Annotated in this window: 17 protein-coding genes; 13 read left to right on the top strand and 4 right to left on the bottom strand. The window is 63.2% G+C overall.

What is annotated here, in order from left to right; genetic code table 11:
• The first annotated feature begins 45 nt into the window (after nt 1-45).
• The 7 genes from pcaF (at nt 46) to FFI89_RS33765 (ending at nt 5,013) form a co-directional block, all read left to right on the top strand.
• Nucleotides 46-1,254, top strand: coding sequence for a 3-oxoadipyl-CoA thiolase (pcaF, locus tag FFI89_RS33795; RefSeq protein ID WP_138831764.1), 1,209 nt, complete (start codon nt 46-48; stop codon nt 1,252-1,254).
• A gap of 80 nt (nt 1,255-1,334) precedes the next feature.
• Complete coding sequence (gene pcaH, locus FFI89_RS33790; protein ID WP_138831763.1) at nt 1,335-2,036, top strand: protocatechuate 3,4-dioxygenase subunit beta; 702 nt, start codon at nt 1,335-1,337, stop codon at nt 2,034-2,036.
• Nucleotides 2,037-2,642 carry a protocatechuate 3,4-dioxygenase subunit alpha gene (pcaG, locus tag FFI89_RS33785; protein ID WP_138831762.1) on the top strand — a complete coding sequence of 202 codons (606 nt, stop codon included), beginning with the start codon at nt 2,037-2,039 and terminating at the stop codon, nt 2,640-2,642.
• Nucleotides 2,643-2,726: 84 nt separating this feature from the next.
• Nucleotides 2,727-3,602, top strand: coding sequence for a shikimate dehydrogenase (locus FFI89_RS33780; RefSeq protein WP_138831761.1), 876 nt, complete (start codon nt 2,727-2,729; stop codon nt 3,600-3,602).
• A 101-nt stretch (nt 3,603-3,703) separates the two neighbouring features.
• Nucleotides 3,704-4,027 (top strand): helix-turn-helix transcriptional regulator, encoded by a 324-nt coding sequence (locus FFI89_RS33775; protein WP_138831760.1) that lies wholly within the window; start codon nt 3,704-3,706, stop codon nt 4,025-4,027.
• Between the two features lie 20 nt (nt 4,028-4,047).
• Nucleotides 4,048-4,521 (top strand): SRPBCC domain-containing protein, encoded by a 474-nt coding sequence (locus FFI89_RS33770; protein ID WP_246669565.1) that lies wholly within the window; start codon nt 4,048-4,050, stop codon nt 4,519-4,521.
• A 21-nt stretch (nt 4,522-4,542) separates the two neighbouring features.
• On the top strand, nt 4,543-5,013 hold the full coding sequence (locus FFI89_RS33765) for a GyrI-like domain-containing protein (protein WP_138831758.1): 471 nt from the start codon (nt 4,543-4,545) through the stop codon (nt 5,011-5,013).
• 26 nt (nt 5,014-5,039) lie between these two features.
• Here the strand turns inward: FFI89_RS33765 and FFI89_RS33760 are convergent, their stop codons facing one another.
• From FFI89_RS33760 to FFI89_RS33750, 3 genes are read right to left on the bottom strand one after another with little or no spacing between them, the layout of a single operon-like run.
• Nucleotides 5,040-6,599, bottom strand: a complete 1,560-nt coding sequence (locus tag FFI89_RS33760; RefSeq protein ID WP_138831757.1) for an MDR family MFS transporter — start codon at nt 6,597-6,599, stop codon at nt 5,040-5,042.
• 9 nt (nt 6,600-6,608) lie between these two features.
• Nucleotides 6,609-7,778 carry an HlyD family secretion protein gene (locus FFI89_RS33755; RefSeq protein WP_138831756.1) on the bottom strand — a complete coding sequence of 390 codons (1,170 nt, stop codon included), beginning with the start codon at nt 7,776-7,778 and terminating at the stop codon, nt 6,609-6,611.
• A complete protein-coding gene (locus tag FFI89_RS33750) occupies nt 7,771-8,253 on the bottom strand; it encodes a MarR family winged helix-turn-helix transcriptional regulator (RefSeq protein WP_138831755.1) in 483 nt (160 codons plus the stop codon). The genes FFI89_RS33755 and FFI89_RS33750 overlap by 8 nt, the downstream gene beginning before the upstream one ends.
• Before the next feature lie 164 nt (nt 8,254-8,417).
• Here FFI89_RS33750 and FFI89_RS33745 point away from each other — a divergent pair, with 164 nt between their 5' ends.
• Together FFI89_RS33745 and FFI89_RS33740 are read left to right on the top strand one after the other, a co-directional pair.
• A complete protein-coding gene (locus FFI89_RS33745; protein WP_138835952.1) occupies nt 8,418-8,915 on the top strand; it encodes a Fur family transcriptional regulator in 498 nt (165 codons plus the stop codon).
• Nucleotides 8,916-8,993: 78 nt separating this feature from the next.
• Nucleotides 8,994-9,935 carry a DMT family transporter gene (locus FFI89_RS33740; protein WP_138831754.1) on the top strand — a complete coding sequence of 314 codons (942 nt, stop codon included), beginning with the start codon at nt 8,994-8,996 and terminating at the stop codon, nt 9,933-9,935.
• A gap of 14 nt (nt 9,936-9,949) precedes the next feature.
• Here FFI89_RS33740 and FFI89_RS33735 read toward each other — a convergent pair whose 3' ends face one another.
• On the bottom strand, nt 9,950-10,900 hold the full coding sequence (locus FFI89_RS33735; protein ID WP_138831753.1) for a helix-turn-helix domain-containing protein: 951 nt from the start codon (nt 10,898-10,900) through the stop codon (nt 9,950-9,952).
• A gap of 304 nt (nt 10,901-11,204) precedes the next feature.
• Here FFI89_RS33735 and FFI89_RS33730 point away from each other — a divergent pair, with 304 nt between their 5' ends.
• From FFI89_RS33730 to FFI89_RS33715, 4 genes are all read left to right on the top strand, one after another.
• Nucleotides 11,205-12,236, top strand: coding sequence for an alpha/beta hydrolase (locus FFI89_RS33730; RefSeq protein ID WP_246669338.1), 1,032 nt, complete (start codon nt 11,205-11,207; stop codon nt 12,234-12,236).
• A 193-nt stretch (nt 12,237-12,429) separates the two neighbouring features.
• The gene (locus tag FFI89_RS33725; RefSeq protein WP_138831752.1) at nt 12,430-13,542 is read left to right on the top strand and encodes a hypothetical protein; all 1,113 of its coding nucleotides are present in this window, start codon (nt 12,430-12,432) and stop codon (nt 13,540-13,542) included.
• Between the two features lie 146 nt (nt 13,543-13,688).
• Complete coding sequence (locus tag FFI89_RS33720; RefSeq protein ID WP_246669337.1) at nt 13,689-14,702, top strand: N-acetylmuramoyl-L-alanine amidase; 1,014 nt, start codon at nt 13,689-13,691, stop codon at nt 14,700-14,702.
• 18 nt (nt 14,703-14,720) lie between these two features.
• A complete protein-coding gene (locus FFI89_RS33715; protein ID WP_246669336.1) occupies nt 14,721-15,533 on the top strand; it encodes a M15 family metallopeptidase in 813 nt (270 codons plus the stop codon).
• Nucleotides 15,534-15,558: the final 25 nt, after the last annotated feature.

Below are 15,558 nucleotides of genomic sequence, written 5' to 3'. Positions count from 1 at the left end.
TCGAGCGGGTCAATGCCCGAAACGCGGCATTCAGGGAGAGATTCAATGGGTGATGTATTTATTTGCGATGCCGTCCGGACCCCGATCGGCCGTTTCGGCGGCTCGCTCGCCAAGGTGCGCGCCGACGATCTGGGCGCGACGCCGATCAAGGCATTGATGGCGAAGCATCCGGGCCTTGATTGGTCCCAGGTCGATGAGGTGTTTTTCGGCTGCGCCAACCAGGCCGGCGAAGACAACCGCAACGTCGCGCGCATGGCGCTGTTGCTGGCGGGCATGCCCGAATCGGTTCCCGGCCAGACCCTGAATCGTCTCTGTGCGTCGGGCCTCGATGCGGTCGGTGCCGCCGGCCGCGCCATCCGCGCCGGCGAGATCGACTTCGCGATTGCCGGCGGCGTCGAATCGATGACGCGGGCGCCGTTCGTGATGGGCAAGGCGCCGGAAGCGTTCGCGCGTTCGGCCGAGATCTACGACACCACGATCGGCTGGCGCTTCATCAACCCGCTGATGAAGGCGCAATACGGCGTCGACGCGATGCCGGAAACCGGCGAGAACGTTGCCGAGGAATTCCAGGTGTCGCGCGCCGACCAGGACGCGTTCGCGATCCGCTCGCAGCAGCGCGCGGGCGCGGCGATCGCGTCGGGCTACTTCGCCGAGGAAATCACCGCGGTGTCGGTGCCCGGCGGCAAGGCCGGCCCGATCACGGTCGACAAGGACGAGCATCCGCGTCCCGAGACCACGCTGGAAGGCCTGTCGAAATTGAAGCCGATCGTGCGCAATCCCGGCACCGTGACGGCGGGTAACGCCTCCGGCGTCAATGACGGCGCGGCCGCGATGATCCTGGCTTCCGAAGCCGCCGTGAAGAAGCACGGGCTGACGCCGCGGGCGCGCATCCTCGGCCTCGCTTCGGCCGCGGTGCCGCCGCGCATCATGGGCATCGGTCCGGTGCCGGCGACGAGGAAGCTGATGGAGCGTCTGGGCCTGAAAATCTCGGACTTCGATTTGATCGAGCTCAATGAAGCCTTCGCCTCGCAGGGCATCGCCTGCCTCAGGCAACTCGGCGTCAAGGACGATGCCGACTTCGTCAATCCGCATGGCGGCGCGATCGCGCTCGGCCATCCCTTGGGCATGAGCGGCGCGCGGCTGGCGATGACGGCGGTGCACGGCATGGAGAAGCGCGGCGGCAAGCTCGCCCTTGCCACCATGTGCGTCGGCGTCGGCCAGGGCGTCGCGATCGCGATCGAGAAGCTGAATTGAGATCTGACGCTAGTCCGTCATTCCGGGGCGATGCGAAGCATCCAACCCGGAATCTCGAGGTTCCGGATGAGGATACGTCCATGACCCTTATTTACCCCGTCAGCAGTCTTACCGCGCATCCGCCGCGGCTGTCTCCCGCCTACAAGAGCACCGTCAAGCGTTCGCCGACCAAGCCGCTGATCCCGATGCGGCATACGCTGTCGGAACTGACCGGGCCGGTCTACGGCCACGAGACGGTGCGCGAGAACGATCACGACCTCACGGTGCAGGGCAAGGGCGAGCCGCTCGGCGAGCGCATCATCGTGCACGGCCATGTGCTCGACGAAGACGGCCGCGGCGTGGCGAACACGCTGGTCGAGCTGTGGCAGGCCAATGCCTGCGGCCGCTATGTCCATGTCGTCGACCAGCATCCGGCGCCGCTCGATCCGAATTTCACCGGCGCCGGCCGCGCGCAGTCCGATGCGCAGGGCTATTACCGCTTCGTCACCATCAAGCCCGGCGCCTATCCCTGGGGCAATCACCACAACGCTTGGCGTCCGGCCCACATCCATTTCTCGGTGTTCGGCCATTCGTTCGTATCGCGGCTGGTGACGCAGATGTATTTCCCCGGCGATCCCCTGTTTCCTTTCGATCCGATCTTCAATTCGGTGACCGACGCGAAAGCGCGCGACCGGATGGTCTCGTCGTTCGATCTGGACAACACCAAGCCGGATTGGGCGCTGTGCTACCGCTTCAACATTGTGCTGCGTGGGCGCAACGCCACGCCGATGGAGACCAGGTAAGTGCCGTCAACCAAGCCCGAGGGAGTCACCCCGTCGCAGACCGTCGGTCCGTATTTCGCTTACGGACTGACCCCGAACAGCCAATACGACTGGAACGACGCGTTCAGCAACAACCTCGTCACCGCAGATACGTCGGGCGAACGCATTCGCGTCGAGGGCCGGGTATTCGACGGCGACGGCCAGCCGATGCCGGACTGCATGCTCGAGATCTGGCAGGCCGATGCGCAAGGCCGCTTCAGCGATCCGCAGGACAAGCGCGCGCTGCCGAATTCGTCGTTCAGGGGATTTGGCCGCATCGGCACCGACGCCAATGGCGGCTACGCCTTCGACACCATCAAGCCGGGGCAGGTCGCCGATCCCGACGGCAAGCCGCAGGCACCGCATCTCGTGCTTGCGGTATTCGCGCGCGGCATGCTGCTGCATCTGTATTCGCGGATTTATTTCGACGGCGAGGCGTCTAATGCCGCCGATCCGGTGCTGGCGCTGGTGCCGGCCGACCGCCGTCACACCCTGATCGCGACGCGCCAGCCCGGCGGCGGCAACGCGGTCTATTGCCTCGACATCCACATGCAGGGCGACAACGAGACGGTGTTCTTCGACGTCTGAAGGAGACGCCGTTGTTCCATTCCGGACTTGCCGACGCAGCAGCGCGCGATGATGTCGTTGTCATCGGCGTCGGTGGGAGCATCCATGGCTGAGGGTCCATCGCAAGGGCGCCAGCGATTCCTGACCGGGCTGATCGGCGCGCCGATCGCGCAGTCGGCGTCGCCTGCGATGCACGAACTGGCGGCCGATGCGCTTGGCGTCCGCTGCCACTATCAACTGATCGAGGTCGCGGGCGCCGATCAGGTGCGTTTGCGGGCGTTGCTTGAGGGCGTGAGAAACTTCGGCTTCGCCGGCGTCAACGTCACCTTTCCCTACAAGGAAGCCGTGGTCCCGTTGCTCGACGAGTTGTCCGATGGCGCGCGCGCGATCGGCGCGGTCAACACCGTCGTCGTGCGCGAGGGAAGGCTGGTTGGATACAACACCGATGCCACCGGCTTCGAGCGTGCTGTCGAAAATCTCGTGACCGCCTCGCGTCGCGGAGCTGTCGCGTTGATCGGCGCGGGCGGCGTCGGCAAGGCGATTGCGTTTGCGCTGGCCAATCTCGGTGTCGCCGAACTCGCGATCTTCGACGCTGACCGGGCCAAGGCGGCGCAACTGTCAGCGCAATTGTGCGGCCGCCTGCCGGCGCGGATCGCGGAAACAGTCGAGGATGCGTTGCTGCGCGCCGTCGGCGTCATCAATGCAACACCGGTCGGCATGCTGCCGGATCGCGGCACGCCGATTCCGGATGCGTTGCTGCATCGGGATTTGTGGGTGGCCGATGCGGTTTATTCGCCGCTGTGGACGCCGCTATTGAATGCCGCCAGGGCCAAAGGCGCCGTGGTCATGACCGGGCGCGACCTCGCGGTCTATCAGGCCGCGGATGCCTTCGAACTGTTTACCGGGCTGAAGCCGTCGACCGCCGAGATGGGCCGTGCTTTCGATGCCGTCCTCGCGTCCCGGGCCGATCGCAGGGCCTGATACCGGCGATCTCCGCCGCGAACGCCTGACAAAATGCCCAAAAAGGGCATTGACGATCACCGATAAGTTATATAATAAGATAGTTATATAACGGAGCTGATATGTCTAACCTCGATGCTTCCTTTGCGGCACTGGCGGACCCGACCCGCCGGGCGATTCTGGCCCGCCTCGCGCTCGGCGAGGCGACGGTCAATGAGCTGGTCGAGCCGTTCGAAATGACGCAGCCGGCGATATCGCGTCACCTCAAGGTGCTCGAAGGTGCCGGCCTGATCATCCGCCGCGCTGAAGGCACCAAGCGGCCGTGCCGGTTGGCGCCGACAGCCATGACCGAGATCGATCAATGGCTCGGGATGCTGCGGCAAGCGCTAGCCGCGAATTACAACCGGCTGGACGATGTCCTCGCCGCGATGAAAACCGAAACGTGAAAGGCAATCCCGTGAGCAAGATGACGCTGAAGACCGAGGGCGATACCCATGTCGTCGTGACGAGACGTTTCGCGGCGCCGGCTGAGGCCGTGTACCGCGCGCACACCGAGCCGGCGCTGATCCAGAAATGGCTGCTCGGCCCGGAGGGCTGGACCATGCCAGTCTGCATCAACGAGGCGCGTCCCGGTGGCAAGATCAGATACGAGTGGTCGAACGGCCAAGGCGGCGGGTTCTATGTCACCGGCGAGTTTGTCGAACTGGTGCCATTCAGCCGGCTCGTTCACGTCGAGCGGATGCACATGCCGGATCCGACACCGGACAACCATATCGAAACGACGTTCGCGCCCGACGGCCCCGGCACCTTGATGACGATGCGAATGACGCTGCCGGATGCCACCACGCGAACCATGATGCTGTCGAGCGGCATGGAGCATGGCATGGAAGCGAGTTACGTCCGGCTCGAGAGCTTCATCAATTCGTCCGGGCTCGCTTGAGTCGATATCGGGAGCATCGCCATGATCGAACCACTTCGCACCGTCAAAACCGCGCCACAGCCTATCGCCCTGATTCCGATCCAGGTACCGCGCGCGGAAATTCAGAAGGTCATGGGCCCGGGCCTGATGGAATTGAAGGCCGCCGTCGCCGCGCAGAACATTGCGGTCGTCGGCCCATGGTTCACCCACCATGTGCGCGATCCCGGCGCCGTCTTCGATTTCGAGATCTGCCTGCCGGTCGCCGCAGCCGTCGCCCCTGTAGGTCGCGTGCGGCCCGGACAGTGGCCGGCGATGACGATCGCGCAGACCACTTATCATGGTGGCTATGAAGGCCTCGGCGGCGCGTGGGGCGAATTCATCGCGATGATCAAGGCCGCGGGGCACAAAACCGCTGACGGTCTCTACGAGACCTACGCGGTCGGCCCGGAGACCAGCATGGATCCGGGCGCGTGGCGGACGGTGCTGAGCAAGGCGTTGGTTAGCGCAGGATGACTTCGATTTGAATCGGCGCGGAAACGCTACTCGATGACAGCATGTTCCGGCGCGGCCGATTGCTCGCGCAGCGTGGCCTTGGTCGAGCCGATCATGATCGTCAGCGGGATCGAGACCAGGATGAAGATCATCACCAGCTGGTAGTCCTGCGAGAAGGCGATGATCTGCGCCTGAATTTTGACCATGGCATCCGCCATGGCGCGGCCGGCATCTGTCGACATGTCGATCATGCCGCGCACGTCGGGCATCTGCATGGCGTGGTTGAACGGGGTGACGTGCTCCGACAGCACCGCGTAGACACGGCGCGATCCCTGCGTCAGTTGCGAAATCACGATGGAGATACCGATCGAGCTGGCGACGTTGCGCATCAAGGTCAGCATCGAGGTGCCGTCGGTGCGCAGATGCCCGGGCAGCGTCAGGAACGCCACCGTGGAGAGCGGCACGAACACCAGTCCGAAGCCGAAACCCTGGACGATGCTGACCACGACAATTTCGGTAACGCCGGTCTGATCGGTCCAACCGGTCATCTGAAACAAGGAAGCCGCGGTCAGGCTGAGGCCGGCGATGATCAGCGTGCGCGCCTCGACGTGGCGCATCACTCGCCCGACCAGCATCATGGCCACGAACGTGCCGGAACCGCGGCTCGCCAGCAACAGGCCCGCCGTCATGATGGGGTAGCCGATCACGTTCTGCAGGAACGGCGACGACAGCGCCATGGTCGAATACAGCACCAGCCCCATGACAGCCATGAACACGCAGCCGCCGACGAAGTTCTTGTCACGGAACAGCGCGAACTGGATGAACGGCTTCGAGGTCGTGAACGAATGCGCCAGGAAATAGTAGAACCCGATCGCGGCGACGATGAATTCGGCGATGATCTCGTTGGATTCCAGCCAGCCGAGCTGCTCGCCGCGGTCGAGCGCGAGCTGCAGCGAGCCGATCGCGATCGCCAGCGCCGTGAAGCCGAACCAGTCGAAGCGCAGGCTCAAGTCCTTCCTGGTCTCGTCCATGAAGATCACGAGCCCGAGCACGGTGAAGATGCCGAACGGCAGGTTGACGAAGAACACCCAGTGCCAGGAATAGGTTTCGGTCAGCCAGGCGCCGAGCGAGGGGCCCATGATCGGCCCCATCATCACGCCCATGCCCCAGATCGACATCGCTTTCGCCCGCTCATGCAGCGCGTAGGAGTCGAGCATCACTGCCTGCGACAGCGGCACCAATGCCGCGCCGAACACGCCCTGCAGCAAACGAAACAGCACCATCTGGTTGATGTCCTGCGCGAGGCCACACAGCACCGAGGCGATGGTGAAGCCGCCGGAGCAGACGATGAAGATGTTCTTGCGGCCGAAGCGGTTGGCGATCCAGCCCACCGGCGCCGTCATGATCGCGGCGGCGACGATGTAGGAGGTCAGCACCCAGTTGATCTGGTCCTGCGATGCCCCAAGCGTGCCCTGCATGTAGGGCAGCGCAACGTTGGCGATGGTGGTGTCCAGCGCCTGCATGATGGTCGCCGTCATGGCGCAGATCGTCACCATGTTCCGGCGCAGGCCGGGAACGGCAGATGGTGACGGGCCCGGCGTCGGCATAGGAGCGGCCTATTCGTGTTCGTTGTTCGCCGCCGCCGGCGAGAAGCCAAACAGCGTCGCCAGCGAACGGGAGTGTTTGGTGTCGATGGTGGCGTAGACGCTCATGCCGGCCTTCAGCTTGCGCACGAACTTGTCATTCTTGTCGAAATAGATCCGGACCGGCACGCGCTGCACCACCTTGACGAAATTGCCGGAGGCATTTTGCGGCGGCAGGATCGCGAACTGCGCGCCGGTGCCCGGCGACAGCGAGCCGACCGTGCCCTTGAACACGTGGTTGGGGAACGCATCGACATCGAGTTCGACGGTCTGTCCGACTGCCACATAAGTGAAATCGGATTCCTTCGGGTTGGCATCGACCCACGGGTTCGCCACGTCGATGACGCTGAACACCGGCGCGCCCGCGGTCACGAAGCGGCCGAGCTGGATCTGGTCGACTTGCGTCGCGATCCCGGCCATCGGCGCGCGCATCACGGTGTGATCGAGATTGCGCTCGGCCTGGTCGAGCGCCGCCTTGGCCTGGGCGTAGGGCGGAAACTCCTCGATCGGCAGCTCGGGATTGCCGAGCAGCTGGGTTTGGGCGTTGGAGAGCTGTTGCTTGACGAACTGCGCCTGCGCGGCAGCCGTCACCAGCGCCGTTCCCGAATTATCGAGATCGAGCTGCGAGCCGACATTGTTCTTGACCAAAGCGGATTTGCGATCGACGTCGCGCTGCTTCAGGTCGACGCCCTGTTGGCTGAGGTCCGCCATCTGGCCGTAGATCTTGATGTTGGCGACCAGGTTGTCATAGGTGACCCTGGCCTGCGCGAGCGTCGCCTTGGCCTGCGCGACCGCCAGCCGGAACGGTACCGGATCGATCTCGAACAGCACGTCGCCCTGATTGACCTGCTGGCCTTCCCTGACGACGACCTTCTCGATCTTGCCGGAGATGTCGGGCGTGATCAGCACCTTCTGCGCGCCGACATAGGCGTCGTCGGTGGTCACGTAGCGGCCGCCATTGAGATAGAAGGTGATGCCGGCGATCGCGGCGACCAGCGGCAGCACCACCAGCAGCAAAAAGCGGCGATAGCGGCGCATACCCGCCATCAATCGGCGGCGCGGTTCAGCGGCGATTTTCGGCCGCGATGGCGAAGCCGGGCTGCCCTTTTGCTCGGGCGGGAATTTGAGGACGGGATCAGCCATAGCGCTGCTCCTTTCGGGGAGGTTCACCGGCTGGATTCTGGATAGCATTGCGAACGTTCTCTTTGATCAGGTCGAGTTGGTCGAGCATGCGGTGGGCGTCGGCGGGGCTGATGCCTTCCAGCGCCGTGGTGGTGATTTCGGAGCGCAGCCCGGAGAGTTTTCCCAACAGCGGCCGTGCCGCCTTACGGAGATAGAGGCGGTTGACGCGGCGGTCGGTCTCGTCGCCGCGGCGCTCGATCCAGCCGTTGTTGCAGAGCTTGTCGACCAGCCGGGTCAGCGTGATCGGCTGCATCTCCATCTGCTCGGCCAGTTCGGTCTGTTTCAGGCCCTCGGTGCGCTCCACCTTGGCCAGAACCGCCCATTGGGCGCGGGTAATGCCGTGGCGCGCGGCCTGCTTGTCGGCATAGGCGCGCACCAGGCGCTGCAACTCGCCGAGCGTAAACAGGAAGTTCATATCCACGGAACCGCGCATCAACCCCAGCCCTCCATAAGCTTTAGCTATAATAAGCTAGCTTATTAATTCTGCACTGTAAGTTAACAAGGACGTGACCCGCGCCTGGAACATGGCTCGTAACCGGCAAGGGAAGGCAAAGCGGCGGGCTTTGGGATCGGCCGCGAAAATGCTACAAAATGAACGAGATGACCCTGGCAAAGCCGACTTTCCCCGCGCCCGACCACGATCACGGCCGCTGCACCGCGGACGCGATGACGCATGCCGAGCAGGTTTGCGCGCGGCGGGCGCAGAAATTCACCCCGATCCGGCGCCAGGTGCTGCAGGCGCTGTTGTCCAGCCACCGTCCGCTCGGGGCCTATGAGGTGATCGACGAACTCGCCAAGTCGATGCCGCGGCCGGCGCCGATCACGGTCTACCGCGCGCTCGATTTTCTGATGGAGAACGGCCTCGTCCATCGCATCGAGAGTCGCAACGCCTTCCTCGCCTGCGCGCATGACCATGACGAAACCTCGATGGTGGCGTTCCTGATCTGCGACCATTGCGGCTCGGTCGGCGAAATTCCGGCCGCTCCCGTCGCGCAAAGTCTCAATGCCGCGGCGCGCGCGACTGGATTCGCGCCAAAACTCTCGGTCGTCGAAATCGCCGGCACCTGCGCCCATTGTCAGAAGAATTTAGGGGCATGATCTTTATCCGAAAACCGGAAGTCCACTTTTCGGGATCATGTCTGTAAGAACACGGCGTCAAGCCGGCCACGAGGATCAATGTCGTCCACTCAACTGAAGCCGTCCGCCGCGCGTGCGCTCACGCCGGGCGCCATCGCCTTGATGCTGATGCTGTGCCTCAGCTGGGGTTTCAACCAGATCGCCGTCAAGCTGGCGCTGCCCGACGTGCCGCCAATGATGCAGGCGCTGATCCGCTCCGCCGGCGCGTTGCCGGTGATGCTGGCGGTCGGCTGGTTCCGCGGCGTCAAATTCTTTGAGCGCGACGGTACGCTTGGTCCCGGTCTGCTGGCGGGCGTGCTGTTCGGAATTGAATTCGTGCTGATCTTTACCGGACTGGTGTTCACGTCGGCGTCGCGCGCGGCGGTGTTTCTCTACACCGCGCCGTTTTTCGTCGCGCTGGGCTCCTATCAGTTTCTCGGCGAGCGGCTGTCGGCCATGCAATGGGGCGGACTCGCTTTGAGTTTCGCCGGCGTGGCGCTCGCGATCGGCGTGCCGCAACCGAACGTCGATGCCAAGGTGTTGCTCGGCGATCTCCTGGTGGTCGCCGGTGGCGCGCTGTGGGCGGCGACCACGCTGATCGCCAAGGGAACGGGCCTGCGCAACGCGGCGCCGGAAAAGGCGCTCGGCTACCAGGTCGCGGTGTCGATACCGATTTTGGGCGGGGCGTCGTGGCTGTCGGGCGAGACCATCAGCCATATGCCGAGCCTGCTGTCGATCTCGCTCTTGGCCTATCAGGCGATCTGGGTGGTCGGCTGCACCTTCGTGCTGTGGTTCGCGCTGGTAAAAACCTATTCGGCCAGCAAATTGTCTGCCTTCACTTTCATCACGCCGTTGTTCGGCGTGGTTGCTGCCTACTTCATCATGAAGGACCAGCTGACGCTTGCCTTCGGCGCCGCGGCGCTGCTGGTTGTCGCCGGGCTCTATCTCGTCAACAAGCCGGAGGCGGCGCGGGCGGAAATCGCGCCGGATCCGAATCTGTGATCGGCTGAATGCCGTTATCGGCCGTGCTGCCTGAATTCTCCTGGCGTCATATTGGTGGCGCGTCGGAACGCGCGCGTGAAGCTGGCCTGTGAGGAGAAGCCTGAGCGAAATGCGATTTCGCTTAAGGGAAATCGGCCGGCGCCGATCATCTTCTTTGCGGCCTCGAGACGCCGCGTGCTGACATAGCGTTGTGGCGGCATACCCATCGCGTTGGCGAACATCCGCGCGAAATGGAATAGGCTGAGATGGGCCACCCCCGCGAGGTCGTTGATGGTGAATTCTTCCTCGAGATTTTGGTCGATGTAGTCCAGGACACGTCGCATCCTCGCATGATCGAGCGAACGAGCCGAACCCGTGATGCGATCGATCAGGTTTCGATCGACGTAATTCTGGATTAAGCGTGTCGCGAGCATCAGTGAGGACATCTCGGCGACCATGCGGCTTGTTGCGGTCTGCTCCGACAGCTCATTGAGAACTGAATCCGCCACCTGCCTGATCAGTTCGTCGTTCAAGCCGCCGACATACTGCACGGAGCGGACCAGGGATTTGCCGAGATTGTATTGGTCGGCTAGGGAGTCGAACTGCTGGATCGGCAGAAACAGATGAAGCGTTTGCGGCATCGGCGCCGCGATCACGATTTCCTCGGGCCCGACCCCTGTCGGAACCAGCCAGATCGTCCCGGCGTCCGGTCGCGTTTGCTCCTGCCGTCCTGCACCAGTCCGCCTGACCGGACCGTCTGCCCCGGCCAGGGCGATGACGACCTCGACGCTCTGTTGCTCGATCGAGACGATCCTGCCGGCTGAATGAGACCGCAACTCGGCCGACATCGTCGTCCAGCCTCGATCGGCCGATGACAACAGAAGTCTTGAGCGCGGATATTTTCTCAGACCATCGACTTGCCAGTCCTTGGAAAGTGGGCCGGCATCATCGGGTGTTTTGGCGTCCTTAAGGGGCTTGGCAGACACAGGCGGCTCCCCGACCACTCAAAGCGTACCTCCCGGTCAAGGCGGGCGTCAAGCGCGCGCAACCCCTTTCAAATGCTGGATTTTTGAGCTCTGCCGTGCAGGCGGCAATCATGGTTTGCCAACGCCTTGGGCAGGGCCGTTGCCTTCCTCGGACCAAACGCAGCAAGCCGGATCAAAGGAACAGCAGGCCGGGCAAAGACCGTCCTCGCGGTCAAACCCTAGTGTGCAGCCACTTCGAGCCCACCCTCGCCGGCGCACCGACGAGGTCAAAACATCCACCCAACCCACAAGAAGGAACAGCATCGTGAACAAGACTCTCAAATTCGTCGCTCTGGCTGGAGCAAGCCTGATGACCAGCTTTGCCGCAGCCGCTCCGAACCCCGCCACGGACGCACGGATCGACCCCCACGTCCGCGCATTCCTGGCCGAGATCAACAAGGACAGCTCTCCCTTCTGGGAGCTGCCGCAGCCCAAGCCTCAGGACATCCTGACAGCGCTGCAATCGAAGACGCCCGTCGACATGTCCGGTGTCACGACGACGGAGAAGACAATCACCGAGAATGGCCGGACCGTGAAGACCTACATCATGAAGCCAGAGAAGGTCAGCGGAAAGCCTGGCGTCCTCCTCTTCATTCACGGCGGCGTCTGGCTCGTCGGGAATTTCCAGAACCATCAGCGCCTGCTGCGAGACCTCGTTGTCGGCTCCGGCCAAATCGGCGTGTTCGTCGAATACACCCCGTTGCCGGCAGCGAAATTCCCGACCCAGCTCGAGGAGAGCTACGCTGTGCTCAAATGGGTATCCGAACACGCCGAAGAGATCGGCGCCGATGGTGGACGCATCGCAGTTGCGGGCAACTCCGTCGGCGGCAACATGACGGCCGCGCTCAGCCTGATGGCCAAGGATCGTAACGGTCCGAAGATCGGTTACCAGATTCTCATGATCCCGGCGACCGACGCCAGCGTCGATACCAAGTCCTATCACGAATATGGCACCGGTCGCTTTCTCTCTCGCTCGTTCATGAAGTACGGGTGGGATCTGTACGCGCCGGACGAGGCCACCCGCAACAACCCCTATGTCTCTCCGCTGCGCGCCAGCACGGAACAGCTGAAGGGACTGCCGCCGGCTCTGGTCATCACCGCGGAGAATTGTCCTTTGCGCGATGAGGGCGAGGCCTATGCCCGCAAGCTGAAGGACGCCGGCGTGCAGGTCGATGCGGTCCGGTACAACGGCACGATCCATGACTTCGTGCTGCTCAACGCGCTGCGCAACGTTCCCTCGACGCAGGCCGCCATCGCGCAAGCGACGGCGGGGATCCGGGAGCATCTGGTACCCTGATCAACGATGACAGGCTTGTTAAAAGCCGGATCGGGTCAACGAACGCAGGTCACTCGGACGAACGAGCGACCTGCGTTTCCCCGGCGGGGGATTCCCGAACCCGCTTGGGCTAACGTAATCGTCTTGCAAGGCGTACGTCGCTTACCATCGCGTGGCATGGTATCAGGCTGAAGCTTGAGCGCTGGGGATTGCCATGAGAACCAAAATCTATCGCGCCGCGCCTGCGGTTCTCGTTCTCGGGCTCTCCTTGATTTCGGCCGCCATCGGCCAGTTCGGCCCGGTGTCTCCCGCGATGGCGCAAGTGGGCGCGCTGACCAAGCAGCAGTCGGATGCGCTCAACACCTACGACGATGCGGTCCGGAATTTTCGGGAGATCCTCGCCCAGCGGCGCGCGCAGATCGCCTCGAACCAACTGCCGAACCTGCCGGGGCAGGCGCTTTACCTCGCACGCAACGTCATGATGGGCGCGCGCAAGGACCTCACCGACGTGCTGCCGTCGAAAATCGGCCGGCCCAACAAGTTCAAAATTCCGCCGGCCTATTTCGACGCCGACAGCGAACCGCTGATCGACGACTACAAGAAGCTGTTCGAGATCATGCAGGCCCCGCCGCCGAATGCGCAAGACTCGGCAACTCCCTTCAAGGACGTGGCTGACCTCGGCACCGCGATCGCGCGCGCCAAGGGGCTCGATGCGGCGACGGCCGAAGCCGCAGGCCGCATCAGCCTCGGGCTGTTCTTTGCCGAAACCAACGGCAACCAGAACATCGGCAATGCGCGCTCGAATACCTACAAGGGAAGTTTTCAGACCGGCCCGTCCGAGGATCAGAACGGCCGGAAGAAATGGGCCGCGATCAAGCCACAGGTCGCAGCCTTCGATCCCGCGCTGGTCGCCCGCGACGACAAGGAAGAGGCGCGGGCTGGTAGTCTCGACCACCGTTACAATCACTGGACCGCGGTACGCGACGGGCTGATGAACGCGCATGCGGAACTGTTTGCGCAGATACCGGCGATCGTGAAAACGTTGCCCAATCCGGTCGACCAGATGAAGCTGTTTGAACTGATCCAGATCATACCCAGCCCGACCCGGTCCGCGCTCAAGTCGGGCAACCTGCTCGGCTATCGGATCTCCGACCCGACCATCATGAAATATCTGCGCAACAACAGCGTCTTCGCCTTCGGGCAGGCCGACAGGGCGAGGACATCCGCAACCTTCCGCGAAGTCATGGATGCGATGTTTCTCTTCAATGAAAAATTCGAACGGGCGCTTGCCACCTTCGAGGAGATCAAGGCGCGGCCCAAGGGTTGATAAGGGTTGATACGGGTTGACGTCGGCCCGCGCCGGCCGGCGCGCCGCCAATTTCCGTGGTTCCGCGGCCGATAATCGCTGTTAAAAAGCGCCGGCTGCCGTCATGCTGAGCGCGCGGACAGGAATCATTCCGGGGAAAGCAGCAATTGCCGTCGGTCGCGCGAAAATCAGCCAAGGCGGGCTCGAGCGGCTGGTTCTGCCGTCGCACCATCGCCGCCGCGACAGTTGCGTTGCTGCTGCTGCCGATCGAGGCGAGCGACGCCGGCTGGCTTTCGGATGTCTTCAAGGGGTCGTCGAAGCCCGGCAAATCGCCAAAGCATGCCACGGCGCCAAAGCATGCCACCGTGCAAAAGCAGGCTAAGTCGGCGAAACCTGCGGCCCCGCCAAAGTTCCGCACGGCAAAGCTTGTCACGTCGGCACCGGCGGCGCCGAATCCGGCTGCCTCGAAACTGGTCACTACCAGATGCGAACCGCAAAAGTTCCGCATCGTCGTGGATGTCGGACACACCGCCGAATCGGAGGGCGCGATCAGCGCCCGCAACAAGGCCGAATTCATCTTCAACCTGCGCCTGGCGCGGGTGATCGAGGAGAAATTGAGGGCCGATGGCTTTGCCGCGACCCGATTGCTCGTCACCGAGGGCAAGGCCAGACGTAGTCTCGTCAAGCGTGTCGCCACCGCCAACAATCTGCCCGCCAATCTCCTGCTGTCGATCCATCATGACTCCGTGCCCGACAAGCTGCTCGAGGACTGGGAGTTCGAGGGCAAGAAAAGCCATTTCAGCGACCGCTTCAGCGGCTATTCCGTCTTCGTCTCCCGCAACAATCCGGACTTTGGCACCAGCCTCGCCTTCGCCGAACTGCTGGCCAGGGAAATGAAGGCCCAGGGCCTGGAATATGCCCGGCAATTTACCCTGCCGATCATGGGCAAGAACCAGCATCCGCTCCTGAACAAGGAAACCGGTGTCTACAGCTACGACAAGCTGATCGTGCTGAAATCGACCCGGATGCCCGCCGTCCTGCTGGAGGCCGGCTCGATCATCAACCGGGATGAAGAACTCAAGATGGACTCCGCCGAGCACCGCAACATCATCAGCAGCGGTGTCGCTACGGCGGTGAGGGAATTCTGCGATTCCCGCTGGGCCATCCTCGGTCCGCTCTGACGGCGTGACGCGAACCCGATGCCACGCCACGAGCGCCGTAAGATGCTGATCCGGATGGGCCTTGCCCTGATATCGTTGCTGCTGCCGGTTGCGGCGCTGGCTGGTTCCGCTTTGCCCAGGGGTTTCGTCTATCTGCGTGAAGTCGATCCCACCATCGTTCAGGACATTCGCTATGCCGGATCGCACAACTTCGTGGGCCGGCCGATCAAGGGCTACCTCGCCGCCGAGTGCATCCTGAGCGGGCCTGCCGCCGCGGCGCTCAAGGCGGTGCAAAGCAAACTGGCCGGGAAAAATCTCTCGCTCATCGTCTGGGATTGCTATCGGCCGAAGCGCGCCGTCGATGATTTCTGGCGGTGGAGCCGGGATCCGGCCCGCACCGAGATGAAGGCCGCGTTCTATCCACGCACCGACAAGCAAAGCCTGTTTGCGCTTGGCTATCTCGCCGTTCGTTCGGCGCATTCGCGCGGCAGCACGGTAGACCTCGGCATCGTGCCGTCTGCGTTTGCCACGCCGGCGCAGCCAGGCCCGCTGCCGCCGCTCAGGGCATGTACCGCGCCCAGGGGCGAACGATTTGAGGATGGCACGATCGATTTCGGCACCGGCTACGATTGCCTCGACGTGCTCGGCAATACCTCAAACGCGCGCGTCGGCGCGGTGGCGTCAGGCAACCGCCAGATGCTGAAAGCCTTTATGAGGGAAGCCGGCTTCCGCCCCTATTTCAGGGAATGGTGGCACTTCGAACTTGCGAACGAGCCGTTCAATCACGGGTTCGACTTCGATATCTCGGCTTCGCCGTCGGGCGAAAAGCCGGCACGCCGGACCGAACAATAGTTCGATCTCTGCAGAGACGTCACCG

This window comes from Bradyrhizobium sp. KBS0727 (assembly GCF_005937885.2).
In the GTDB taxonomy this organism is placed as follows: domain Bacteria; phylum Pseudomonadota; class Alphaproteobacteria; order Rhizobiales; family Xanthobacteraceae; genus Bradyrhizobium.
The sequence above is the reverse complement of the archived record's forward strand: the minus strand, read 5'-3'. Positions and strand labels throughout refer to the sequence as shown.